The following is an 11,755-nucleotide window of genomic DNA, read 5'->3' as shown; positions in this document are numbered from 1 at the left end:
GCCTTCGCGGGGATGACGGGGATGGATTTTGGCAGGTCGTTTTCGATCTCAACGGCGGCGAGATATCGTCGCTCGCGGGAACCCCGGCCCCTTACTCGGCGGCCGAACCACCCTCGACCACGGCAGGCACTTCCGCCTCGGCCTTGGCCTTCTCGCGCGCTTCGGAGCGTTCGGTGAACCACATCAAAATCAGCGTGCCCTCGTAGAGCGCCAGCAACGGCACCGCGAGCAGCAGCTGCGAGACGACGTCCGGCGGGGTCGCCACGGCGGCGATGATGAAGATGCCGACGATGGCATAGCGGCGCGCGCCCACGCACTGCTTGCGGGTAATGATTCCCGCGCGGTTGAGCAGCATCAGCAGCACCGGCAGCAGGAACGAGATACCGAAGGCCAGGATGAACTGCATCACCAGCGCGAGGTAGTCACCCGTGCCCGGCAGCGCTTCCAGCTTCAGCCCGCCCTTGTTCCCTTCGAACGTCAGGAAGAAGTGGAACGCGGTGGGCATCACCACGTAGTAGGCCAGCGCCGCGCCCATCGTGAACAGGATCGGCGTTGCAATCAGGAACGGCAGGAACGCCTTCTTTTCCTTGGCATAAAGCCCCGGCGCCACGAAGGCCCAGATCTGGTTGGCGATCACCGGAAACGACACGAAAAACGCCGCGAACAGCGCGATCTTCACTTCCACGAAGAACGCTTCGTAGAGCTTGGTGTAGATCAGCCGCCCCTGCCCCGGCGGGAACGCTTCGGTCAGCGGCCGCACCAGGAAGGCGAAAATGTCGCCCGAGAAGTAGAAGCACACGCCGAACGCCACTGCGAAAGCCATGAAGGCGCGCAGAAGGCGGGCGCGCAGTTCGATCAGGTGATCGAGCAGCGGCGCCTGCGAATTGTCGATGTCGGAGATGCGGAAGGGCTGCATGCGTGCGGCTTTACAACAGAGTGCCGGAAAGAGCGTCGGTAATCACGGCGCCGGACATCACGGCGGCGGGGGCGGCAGGTGGAATTCCGCCTGTTCCGCCTTGGCCACCACGGCCGACTTTTCAACACCGGCCTCGGCCGAATGAGCCGACGCATCCGCGATCGGCTTGTCTTCCGACAGGATATCCGCCGGGGTCACCCGCGCGGGCGGCGGCAGCATTTCCTCAGCGCTGGGCAGAACGGGATTGGCCTTCATGATGGCCTCGTTCTGCTCTCGCCATTTGCGTTCCATTTCCTCCAGCTCGGCCTCGCGCACCATGGCGTCGATGCCGGCGCGGAAGTGCCCGGAGACCTTGCGCATCTTGCCGATCCACCGGCCGGCCGTGCGCATCGCCAAGGGCATGTCCTTGGGACCGATGACCACGACCGCCACGATGACGATCATCAGAAGTTCGGATGCACCGACGTCGAACATGGCGGCGCCCTACCTTGCGCTCAGACCTGCTCGGACTTGTTCTCGGTGGGCGCCGGCGTGACCGGAGCATCCTGCGAAGCGGCGATCTGCGGGGCGGGAGCCGGCGCCGGGGTCGATGCCTTCTTGGCGTCTTCCTCGTTCATGCCTTCCTTGAAGCTCTTGATGCCCTTGCCGAAGTCACCCATGATTTCGGACACGCGGCCGCGACCGAACAGCACGAGCACGATGACCAGCACGATCATCCAGTGCCAGATCGAGAAGCTACCCATAACCTCAACTCCAAAAACTCTGGCCTGATCGGCACCGTTAGCCGTTGGCCGATTCAGACCCTATCAGCCCCATCTAGGGACTTTCATCCCAAGTTGCCAGCCTGTCATCATCCTGACCCACGCCGGTCGTCTATTCGTCGCACTCCGGCTCCGGCGGTTCGTCCGAAGTATCCACCGGCTGGGGGCGCAGCGCGGTCTCGATCATCTCGTCATCGACCGGATCGAGCAAGCCCGCCGCACGCAATTCGTCTATCCCCGGCAACTCCTTCAAGGAGCCGAGCCCGAAATGCGCGAGGAAATCGGGGGTAGTGGCGTAAATCACCGGTCGCCCCGGCACTTCGCGCCGGCCGACCGCGCGCACCCAGCCCGCTTCCATCAGCACGTCCAGCGTGCCCTTGGCGGTCTGCACGCCGCGGATCGCCTCGATCTCGTTACGGCTGACGGGCTCGTGATAGGCGATGATCGCCAGGACTTCGGTGGCCGCGCGAGTCAGGCGGCGCGCCTCTTCCTTTTCACGGCGCAGCAAGTGCGCAAGATCGGGCGCGGTTTCGAAGTGCCAACGCCTGCCCCGCTCGACGAGGCGGATGCCGCGGCCTTCGTAATGCGCCTTCAACTCGGCCAGCGCTGGCCGTACGTCCGCCTTGCCGAGGTGGTTGGAGATCTGGTCCACAGTCAGCGGCTCCTCCGCCGCGAACAGGGTCGCCTCCACTGCGCGAACGAGGTCGTCGGGAACGGTCATGGGCGCAGGGCCTTCAGGCGCAGCGGGCCGAAGGTCTCTTCCTGCGCGATCTCCGCCCTGCCGGTACGCGCCAGTTCCAGCGCGGCCACGAAGCTGGACGCCAGCGCGGAGCGGCGCAGCTGCGGATTGGCCCAGGCCTCATGCGCGGGCGGCAGAAAATCGCGCAGTTCCATCCAGTCCAGCGAGACGCCGAGCATTGAGGCGACGCGGGCGATCGCGCTGTCCAGCGTCATCACCATGCGTTCGCGCACCATGTGCACCACCGGCTGGCTGCGCACTTTCACGTCACCATAAGCGCGCACCAGATCGTACCACGAACACTGCCAGAGCGCCTTGCGCTCCACCCGCAGCCCTTCCGGAGCGCCGCGCAGGAACACGTCGCGGCCCAGCCGGTCGCGCGCCATCAGCCGCGCCGCCGCCTCGCGCATCGCGCCGAGCCGCTGGAGGCGCAGTTGCAGGCGCAGCGCCAATTCCTCGGGGCTGGGATCGGGCTGCTCCTCCTTCGGCAAGAGCAGCGCGGATTTCAGGTAGGCCAGCCAGGCCGCCATCACCAGATAGTCTGCCGCCAGTTCCAGCCGCAGCGCTTCAGCCTCTTCCACATAAGTCAGATAGGCGTCGACCAGTTCGAGGATCGAGATGCGGCGCAAGTCGATCTTCTGCCGGCGCGCCAGGTCCAGCAGCAGATCGAGCGGCCCTTCCCAGCCGTCGATCTCCAGATGGAGCGTTTCCTTGCGGGCTTCGGCGCGTTCCTCGCCATCCCACCCGGCATCGTCGTCGCCGGTATCCTCAGCCGGCAGATCGGCTGGCAAGTCCATGACTCAGGCCGCCAGCGCCAGCAGCGCATCGCGCCGGGCGACGAGTTCGCCATGCGTGCCGGTACCGGCGATGCCGTCTGCCGAGGCGAGCGCGCGCTCCAGCCGCGCCGCCGCTTCGCCGCCCAGCGCAGGCAGGCCCTTGGCGATGCCGACCATGTCGTCCATCTTCGCCCAGCAGTTGAGCGCGATGTCGCAGCCGGCTTCGATGGCACGCGCGGCCAGCTCCGGCACCGAGCCGGAAAGCGCCTGCATGTCCAGATCGTCGCTGAGCAGCAGGCCGGTGAAGCCGATGCGCTTGCGGATCACTTCGCCGATCACGAAGGGGGAGAGCGTGCCGGGGTTTTCGGCATCCCAGGCGGTGTAGCGCACGTGCGCGGTCATGCCGATGGGGGTGTCGTTCAGCGTGCGGAACGGCTCGATATCGAGTTCCAGTTCCTCCTCGCTCACAGTGACGGTGGGCAGTTCCTTGTGGCTGTCCGCCATCGCGCGGCCGTGGCCGGGGATGTGCTTGATGCAGCCGACCACGCCGGCGCGGGCAAGGCCCTGCAAGGTGGCGCGCCCCAGCGCGGCGACACGCATCGGTTCGAACCCGAAGGCGCGATCGCCGATCACGTCGTGCGCGCCCTTCTGCCGCACGTCCAGCGTGGGGTGGCAATCGACGGTAATGCCCACTTCGGCCAGATCCTGGCCCAGCGCCTCCGCATTGTCGCGCGCGGCTTCGATGGCGCTGGCGGGGGCAAGGTCGTAGAGCCGGTCGAACGCCTGGCCCGGCGGGTAGGCCTGCCAGACCGGCGGCTTCATCCGCGCGACGCGGCCGCCTTCCTGGTCGATGCTGATCAGCAGTCGGTCGCGGCCGTGGATCGCGCGCAGATCGTCGGTCAGCGCGCGCATCTGGTCGCGGCTTTCGACATTGCGGCCGAACAGAATGTAACCGGCGGGATCGGCGTCCTTGAAGAAGGCGCGCTCGTCGTCGCTAAGGGTCAGCCCCGAAAGGCCGAAGATCGCGGGTGTCATGCGGATTTGCTCGCAAGTTTGCGGCAAGATCGCAAGGAAAGGCCGCTCGAAAATGTGGAAAGGGCGATCATCAGACCGCCCTTTGCCGTTATCTTCACTGCTTGACCTGGCACCCCAGCCCGGCCGATTTCATGCCGGAGCACAAGGCCTTCGCCGCGGCGAGATCGCCCGGCACCGCCTGAAGACGGAAGACCTTGCCGATATCGGCCTGCCCTTCGACCACGCGATGGCTGACGCCCGAAAGCGCCGGATACTGCACCTTCAGCGTCGCCCAGCCCGCTTCGGCCGCAGCCTTGTTGGCATAAGCGCCGACCTGCACGCCCACGCCGGAAACGACCGGCTCGGGCTTGGCAGTGGGAGTCGGGGCCGGCTTGGCTGAAGCCTGCGCGGAAGGCTTGTCCGCCGGAGCGGGTGCCTTCGCGCCCGGATTGGCAGACGGATTGGCGCTCGAATCGAAACCGGGCGCCGGTGCGTCCGGCTGACCCTGGCCGATCTGCGGTGTGCGGCTCTGTCCTTCGGCCACCGCGAAGCTGGTGTCTCCGGTGCCGGCAACCACATCGCCGCCCGGATTTTCGGGACGAACCTTATACGGCTCCTTCGGCGCCTCGATCACGCCGCCACTGGCGACCAGCGGCTGGTCGTTCTTGTGGCGCGTGGCCCAGAAGATTCCGCCGACGATGGCACCGATGGCGACGAGTGCCAGCACCACCAGCAGCGCCGTCTGGCTACCGCCACCGGCACGCTGCGGTTCGAACTCCTCATCCTCGCCTTCCAGCCAGGGCAGGCGCACGTCCTCGTCGCCAAGGTTGAGCTGCGCCGGCCGCTCATAGCTTTGCGCAGCGGAACGGCCCGCATCGCGATCGCCCTCAGCGGCGATATCCGCGCGCGTTTCGTCCCTATCGTCGCCCCAACCCATCATCGATTACATTTCCTCCACGGCCTCGACGCCAAGCAGCGCCAGACCGTTGCGCACAATCTGCCCGATCTGCGCGGCCAGGAAAAGCCGCGCGGAGGTCAGGTTACCATCTTCCGCGTTAATAAAGCGCTTTTCCACGCGGTCATTGCCCAGGTTCCAGTAACCATGGAACGCAGCGGCCATGTCGCCCAGGAAGAAGGCGATGCGGTGCGGTTCGCGCGCGGCGGCAGCGGCTTCGACGATGCGCGGGAACTGCGCGGCCAGCTTCACCAGCTCCAGCTCTTCCTCGCCCAGCGTTTCCAGATGGTCCGAACCGGGTGCGAAACCTTCGCCGGCGCCCTTGCGCAGCGTCGAGTGGACGCGGGCATTGGCGTACTGGACGTAGAACACCGGATTGTCCTTCGATGCTTCCACCACCTTGGCGAAGTCGAAGTCCATCTGCGCTTCCGGCTTGCGGGTCAGCATGGTGAAGCGCACCACGTCCTTGCCCACTTCGGTAACGACTTCGGCCAAGGTGACGAAGTTGCCCGAACGCTTGGACATCTTCACCGGCTCGCCATCGCGCAGCAGCTGGACCATCTGCACCAGCTTGATCTCGAACGGGGTGGGTTCGCCATCGGCGCCGGTCATGGCGGCAACGGCAGCCTTGATGCGCTTGACGGTGCCGGCGTGATCCGCGCCCCAGATGTCGACCAGCGCGTCGGCGGTCTGCGCCTTCTGGAAGTGATAGGCGAGGTCGGCACCAAAGTAGGTCCAGGTGCCGTCCGACTTCTTGATTGGGCGGTCCTGATCGTCGCCGAACTGGGTGGACTTGAACAGCGGCAGTTCCACCGGCTCCCAATCCTCGGGCGTCTTGCCCTTGGGCGCTTCCAGCACGCCGTCATAGACCAGGCCCTTCGAACGCAGCCACGCCTCGGCCTCGTCCGGCTTGCCCGATGCCTGAAGCTCGGCCTCCGAAGAGAACAGGTCGTGGTGGATACCCAGCAGGCCAAGGTCCTGCTTGATCATCACCAGCATCGCGGCAACGGCCTTCTCGCGGAACAGCGTGAGCCATTCCGATTCGGGCGCCTTGGCGTACTTGTCGCCGAATTCGGCGGCGAGTTGCTGGCCCACCGGCACCAGATAGTCGCCCGGGTACAGCCCCTCGGGAATCGCGCCCACGTCTTCGCCCAGCGCCTCGCGGTAACGCACGTGCGCCGAACGGGCGAGCACCTGCACCTGGGCGCCGGCATCGTTGACGTAATATTCCTTGATGACCTTGTGGCCCGCGTACTCCAGCAGGGTCGCCAGCGCGTCACCGACCACGGCGCCGCGGCAATGGCCCATGTGCATCGGTCCGGTCGGGTTGGCCGAGACATATTCGATGTTCACGGTGGTGCCGCCGCCCACCGTCGAGCGGCCGTAGTCCGCGCCCAGCGCTGCGATCGCGCGCAGTTCGGCCAGCCACGCAGCGGCCGAGAGGCGCAAGTTGATGAAGCCGGGCCCGGCGATCTCCGCCGAAGTCACCGAATCGAGCTTCGACAGTTCCGCCACCAGCGCTTCCGCCAGATCGCGCGGCTTCAGGCCGGCGGGCTTGGAGAGGACCATGGCCGCATTGGTCGACAGATCGCCGTGCGAGGCATCGCGCGGCGGCTCGACCGTGATCGCGCTTCGCTTCAGACCGCCGGGCAGCGTGCCCGCTGCTTCAAGCGCATCGAGCGCGGCGTTGAGGTGGCCTGCGAAGGCGGCGTAAAGGGTCTGGTTATCGCTCATGACGCGCGCGGATAGCCGAAGTGCAGCAAAAGGGAAACAGGCTGCAAGGTGACACTCCAGTTGACACGGTTGACACGGTCCAGGGGAAAAACCGTCACCTTGTGCCCGAAGTGTCACCTTATCGGCCCTGAAGTGTCGCCTTGTAGATCGCGCCGCTACGCTGCACCTCGTCCCAGACCCCGGCAAAACCCTCCCCCAGCCGTTCGCGCAGGCGATAGGCCGACTGCCGGCTCATACCCACTTCCCGCGCTGCCGCCGCGACGGAATGCCCGTGCCCAAGCGCGCGCAGAAACGCGAGCGCCTTGGGCTTGGTCCAGCGATATTGGGAATTGGAGCGGCGGGTGCGGGGCATGGTCATGCCGTGCAGGGTATCGCGGCGGCGCATCTGTAGGAAAACGGTCTCTCCGGGCCTGCGCTGCCGGCCGTTATCGCTTGCTGATGGCAACCGCCGAACCGTCCCATGGGCAAGATCCGGATGCCGCTTGGGCCTGACGATGCGGGAGGAGGTGTAGGAGGAAGAAAGCGTCGCCCCCGCCTGCGCGGGGGCGACGGGGTGGGAGGGCGAAACATCGGACCGGGAGCCGCCCATGCCGGAACGCAAAGGCGGGCTCAGGACACGCTCGCCAGCACATCATCCGCTCCAACGCCCAAACGCTAACGGGCAAAAACGCGGGGACCGGCACAAGCCATCCACTACCACCACCGTCATCCTCGCGAAAGCGGGGATCCCGCTTCATCTTGCGCAGCACCTCACACTGGCTCCACACAACCACGCCCGCTCAATCGGCCTCCCAGAGAACCTCGCCCGCGCGGATCGTCATGGCCACTTTCGAAAACGCCGTGGCATCGGTCGCCGGGTCGCCGTTCAGCAACACCATGTCGGCCCCCTGCCCCTTGGCGATCCGGCCCCGAGTGTCGGACTGACCGAAACGACGCGCCGGCGTTGTCGTTAGAGCGGCCAGCACGTGCCGCCAGTCCATCGCCTGCGCCATCAGGCGATATTCGGCCGTGGGGTCGAACACGTCCATGAAACCGGCGTCGGTGCCGAACAGCACATCGCCTCCGCCTTCGCTCAGCGCGCGAACCTGCTGGACGACGGTGGACACCGGCGTGCTTTCCGCCGGATAGACTTCGAACAGCATCATCGTCGGCACCAGCGCGACATGGGCGGAAACCAGCTTGCGCACTTTCGCAGCGTCCCACGGCCCGGCGATCGGCGCGGCGTGGGCGAGCACGTCCACGCCGTTGTCCACCGCCACCTCCATGCCTTCGCGGTTGGTGGGATGGGCAAAGACCGGCAGGTGATGCCGATGCGCCTCGGCCGTCAGCGCCCGGATCTGGTCGGCGGGCATGACCATGACTTCCTCGGCACCCAGGATCGCCCCGGTAAACAGCTTCACGCCGTTCACGCCCGCCTGCGCCTGCCGGTCCAGCCGCGCCACCGCCTCAGGGGTGGAGCGGATTTCCGGGATCGCGATATGTTCCGCCTCGTAGAGTGGCCGGGCGTAGACCGGGGTGCCGTCCTTCGGAAAGAACGGATCCCCCACGGTCAGGATCTGCGGCCCGGCGATACGATGCGCCCCGATCATGCCCCGCAGCGCGGTGGCGCTGGCGGTGCTGGAGGCCAGATCGAACACGGTGGTGAAACCCCAGCGCGTGAACATGTCGCGCAACTGCCCCTCCAGCTTCGCGGGATCGGCGGCTTCCGGGTGAAGCAGATCGTGCGTCAGCAGATGGACATGGCTGTTCCAGAACCCGGCGACGAGCGTTCGCCCCGCGCCGGAAACGACCTTCATGCCGCGCGGAACGGCAACTTTCGCACGCGGCCCCACTGCGGCGATCCGGCCATCACGCACGATCACGACGCCGTCCTCCAACGCGGGAGCCTGCGGATCGGCATAGATGCGCGCACCGGTTATCGCAAAATCATCGGCCAGCGCCGGTTCGCTCACGAACCACGCGCACGGCCACGCGACCAGCCACGCCGCGACCATTCTCAACCTTTTCATGCACACCCCCGTCAGCCGCCGCACCGCGACCGAGCCGCAATGGAGCGCAATGCGCGGCCCGGCGCAAGGCCCCCACCCGCCCCCTTCAAAACCACCGCAAACGCGTGTATCGGCGCGCGATGCGTCCTAACCAGATTCCCAAGACCTACCGGGTCAAGAGCTTCGGCTGCCAGATGAACGTCTATGATGGCGAGCGTATGGCCGAGCTGCTGGCCGAGCAGGGCATCACCGCCGCGCCGGAAGGCGAAGAGGCCGATCTTGTCGTGCTCAACACCTGCCACATCCGTGAAAAGGCGGCGGAAAAGGTCTATTCCGATATCGGCCGGCTGCGGCGCGAGGATGGCTCCTCGCCGCTGATCGCGGTCGCCGGCTGCGTCGCGCAGGCGGAGGGGGACGAGATCATGGCCCGCGCCCCGGCGGTGAAGATGGTGGTCGGCCCGCAGGCCTATCACCGCCTGCCCGAGATGATCCGCGAGGCCAGCGAGGGCAAGCGCGTCACCGATACGGACATGCCGGCGGAGACCAAGTTCGACGCCCTGCCCCGTCGTCGCCGCTCCGGCCCCACCGCCTTCCTCACCGTGCAGGAAGGCTGCGACAAGTTCTGCACCTACTGCGTCGTGCCCTATACGCGCGGTGCCGAAGTCTCGCGCCCGCATGCGGACCTGATCGACGAGGCGAAGCGGCTGGTCGATGCCGGCGCGCGCGAGATCACGCTGCTCGGCCAGAACGTCAACGCCTGGTATGGCGAAGATGCGAAGGGGCGGAAGGTCGGCCTGGACGGGCTGATCCGCGAACTGGCGGAAATCCCCGATCTCGCCCGCATCCGCTACACCACCAGCCACCCCAACGACATGACCGAGGGCCTGATCGCCGCGCATGGCGAGGTGGCGAAGCTGATGCCGTTCCTCCACCTGCCGGTGCAGGCGGGCAACGACCGCGTGCTGAAGGCGATGAACCGCAGCCACACGGCCGAAAGCTATCTGAAGATCCTGGACCGCGTGCGCGCGGTGCGGCCCGATATCGCGCTTTCGGGCGACTTCATCGTCGGCTTCCCCGGTGAGACCGATGCGGAGTTCGAGGATACGCTGGGGCTGGTCGACGCGGTTGGCTATGCGCAGTGCTTCAGCTTCAAGTATTCGCCCCGCGCGGGCACGCCGGCCGCGACGATGGAACACCAGATCCCTGTCGAAGTGATGGACGAGCGGCTTCAGCGCCTTCAGGCCGCGCTCAACCGCGACCAGTATGCGTTCAACAAGGCCTCGATCGGCCGGACTTGCGATGTGCTGGTGGAGCGCAAGGGCAAGCACCCAGGCCAGTGGCTGGGCAAGTCGCCCTGGCTGCAATCGGTGCACTTCATCGGTGAAGCCACGGTGGGCGATGTCGTCACCGTGGAACTGACCGAGGCCGGGCCGAACTCGATCTCCGCACAGCTGTTGAGCACCGTCGCCGCGTGAGCGAAAGGCAAGCGCTGGTCCTCGTCCCGGGCCTGTCCTGCGACCGCCATGTCTGGCAGGCGCAAGTCGCCGGGCTGGCGGACATCGCCGATGTGTCCATCGGCGATACGCTGAAGGACGATTCGATTGCGCTGATGGCCAGCCGCGTGCTCGACGCTGCGCCGGAGCGGTTCGCGATCGCCGGTTTCTCGATGGGCGGCTATGTCGTGATGGAGATCTGGCGCCGCGCGCCGGAGCGGGTCAGCCGCCTCGCCCTGATCGACACCAATGCCCGCGCCGATACCGAGGAGCAGGCCACGCTGCGCCGCGCCGCCATCGCCACGGCCCGTGCACGCGGCTTCGAACATGTGCTGCGCGGATCGCTGCGCCAGTTGGTCGCGCCGGATTGTCCGGAACCGCTGTTCGAGGACGTGGTGCAGATGGCCCTCCGCGTCGGTTTCGGCACCTACATGGACCAGCAGGCCGCGATCATCGACCGCGAGGATTCGCTGGAGACGCTGGGCTCGGTGACGGTTCCGGCGATGGTCATGGTGGGCGAAATGGACGCCCTCACCCCGCCCCGCCTTGCCGAGGAAATGGTGCAGGCGCTGCCGGCAGCCGTTTACGAAGTCATCGCCGATGCCGGGCACATGGCGCCGATGGAGCAGCCGGAAGCGGTCAATGCCGCCTTCCGGCGCTGGCTTACGCGGTAACGGTCACTCGAACGGCTTGAGGTCGTCGGCAGAGATCAGCGTCTTGCCGATGGTGTCCGAATCGCCGGCCGGTTGCACGGTGGCATTCTCCGGATAGGCCTTGCCGTCGAACGGCAGCCGCTTTGTGCCTTCGGGCATGCCGCCGCCGGATACGGTTACCGCCAGATCGCGCCAGCCGTGGCTCTTGCTGTCCAGCACGCCGACCGGAAGCTGCACGACGCTGACCTCGCCCATCTTCCTGAACCCCGTGCCGTCGCGCTTCAGCACCACGAGGTTGCAGCCGCCAGTGCCGCACATCATCGGCCCGCCGAGGTAGGCCAGCACTTCGGGCGTGCCGTCCCCATCCAGATCGACTTCGGCCGTGGCATATTGCAGCGTGCCCAGGTCGCTGGAGACCGCATCCTTGTAATTGGTGCGGATCCAGTCCTCCACGCTCATCTCGGCGACTTCGGTCGCTTCGGAGGTTTCGCTGGCGGTGGCGACCACTTCGGGCGGAGCCGCTTCCTTCTTGCAGGCAGCCAGCGAAAGCGCGAGCGCGGCGACAGCGAGCGCGGCCGGAGCGGCGCGCACGATCTTCGTGGAATTGGGCCTTGTCATAGGGATAGGCTAGCCGCACTGCCGCCATGGCTGCAAGATCGGCTTGTCGCATAGGTGCCTGTACCCATCATGCGCCCGAGTGATCCGTATGGACGAACAGAAAAAGGC

Annotated in this window: 13 protein-coding genes; 2 read left to right on the top strand and 11 right to left on the bottom strand. The window is 66.5% G+C overall.

Annotated elements, in window-relative coordinates; genetic code table 11:
- Positions 1 to 91: 91 nt before the first annotated feature.
- From tatC to WBP07_RS00345, 10 genes are all read right to left on the bottom strand, one after another.
- Positions 92 to 916 (bottom strand): twin-arginine translocase subunit TatC, encoded by an 825-nt coding sequence (gene tatC / locus WBP07_RS00390; protein ID WP_395393412.1) that lies wholly within the window; start codon positions 914 to 916, stop codon positions 92 to 94.
- Between the two features lie 57 nt (positions 917 to 973).
- Positions 974 to 1,390 carry a Sec-independent protein translocase protein TatB gene (gene tatB / locus WBP07_RS00385; protein ID WP_395393411.1) on the bottom strand — a complete coding sequence of 139 codons (417 nt, stop codon included), beginning with the start codon at positions 1,388 to 1,390 and terminating at the stop codon, positions 974 to 976.
- Between the two features lie 20 nt (positions 1,391 to 1,410).
- Positions 1,411 to 1,659: a twin-arginine translocase TatA/TatE family subunit gene (locus tag WBP07_RS00380; RefSeq protein WP_395393409.1), complete on the bottom strand. Its 249-nt coding sequence runs from the start codon at positions 1,657 to 1,659 to the stop codon at positions 1,411 to 1,413.
- 130 nt (positions 1,660 to 1,789) lie between these two features.
- Positions 1,790 to 2,398 (bottom strand): SMC-Scp complex subunit ScpB, encoded by a 609-nt coding sequence (gene scpB, locus WBP07_RS00375; RefSeq protein WP_395393408.1) that lies wholly within the window; start codon positions 2,396 to 2,398, stop codon positions 1,790 to 1,792.
- Positions 2,395 to 3,213, bottom strand: a complete 819-nt coding sequence (locus WBP07_RS00370; RefSeq protein ID WP_395393407.1) for a segregation and condensation protein A — start codon at positions 3,211 to 3,213, stop codon at positions 2,395 to 2,397. The genes scpB and WBP07_RS00370 overlap by 4 nt, the downstream gene beginning before the upstream one ends.
- A gap of 3 nt (positions 3,214 to 3,216) precedes the next feature.
- Positions 3,217 to 4,227, bottom strand: a complete 1,011-nt coding sequence (gene nagZ / locus WBP07_RS00365; protein ID WP_395393406.1) for a beta-N-acetylhexosaminidase — start codon at positions 4,225 to 4,227, stop codon at positions 3,217 to 3,219.
- Between the two features lie 94 nt (positions 4,228 to 4,321).
- Positions 4,322 to 5,146: an SPOR domain-containing protein gene (locus tag WBP07_RS00360; RefSeq protein WP_395393404.1), complete on the bottom strand. Its 825-nt coding sequence runs from the start codon at positions 5,144 to 5,146 to the stop codon at positions 4,322 to 4,324.
- Positions 5,147 to 5,149: 3 nt separating this feature from the next.
- The gene (gene argS / locus WBP07_RS00355) at positions 5,150 to 6,895 is read right to left on the bottom strand and encodes an arginine--tRNA ligase (RefSeq protein WP_395393403.1); all 1,746 of its coding nucleotides are present in this window, start codon (positions 6,893 to 6,895) and stop codon (positions 5,150 to 5,152) included.
- 118 nt (positions 6,896 to 7,013) lie between these two features.
- Positions 7,014 to 7,280 (bottom strand): helix-turn-helix domain-containing protein, encoded by a 267-nt coding sequence (locus tag WBP07_RS00350; RefSeq protein WP_395393401.1) that lies wholly within the window; start codon positions 7,278 to 7,280, stop codon positions 7,014 to 7,016.
- A 394-nt stretch (positions 7,281 to 7,674) separates the two neighbouring features.
- A complete protein-coding gene (locus WBP07_RS00345) occupies positions 7,675 to 8,904 on the bottom strand; it encodes an amidohydrolase family protein (protein ID WP_395393400.1) in 1,230 nt (409 codons plus the stop codon).
- A 119-nt stretch (positions 8,905 to 9,023) separates the two neighbouring features.
- Between WBP07_RS00345 and miaB the strand changes: the two genes are divergently transcribed.
- Positions 9,024 to 10,358 (top strand): tRNA (N6-isopentenyl adenosine(37)-C2)-methylthiotransferase MiaB, encoded by a 1,335-nt coding sequence (gene miaB, locus WBP07_RS00340; protein WP_395393398.1) that lies wholly within the window; start codon positions 9,024 to 9,026, stop codon positions 10,356 to 10,358.
- Positions 10,355 to 11,050 carry an alpha/beta fold hydrolase gene (locus WBP07_RS00335; protein WP_395393397.1) on the top strand — a complete coding sequence of 232 codons (696 nt, stop codon included), beginning with the start codon at positions 10,355 to 10,357 and terminating at the stop codon, positions 11,048 to 11,050. Before miaB ends, WBP07_RS00335 begins: the two co-directional genes overlap by 4 nt.
- A 3-nt stretch (positions 11,051 to 11,053) precedes the next feature.
- On the opposite strand, the gene WBP07_RS00330 is transcribed toward WBP07_RS00335, so the two are convergent.
- Positions 11,054 to 11,647, bottom strand: coding sequence for a hypothetical protein (locus tag WBP07_RS00330; RefSeq protein ID WP_395393396.1), 594 nt, complete (start codon positions 11,645 to 11,647; stop codon positions 11,054 to 11,056).
- Positions 11,648 to 11,755: the final 108 nt, after the last annotated feature.

The sequence above is a fragment of the Novosphingobium oxfordense genome (assembly GCF_044029435.1).
In the GTDB taxonomy this organism is placed as follows: Bacteria; Pseudomonadota; Alphaproteobacteria; order Sphingomonadales; family Sphingomonadaceae; genus Novosphingobium.
This window is presented reverse-complemented; position numbering and strand designations above follow the sequence as displayed.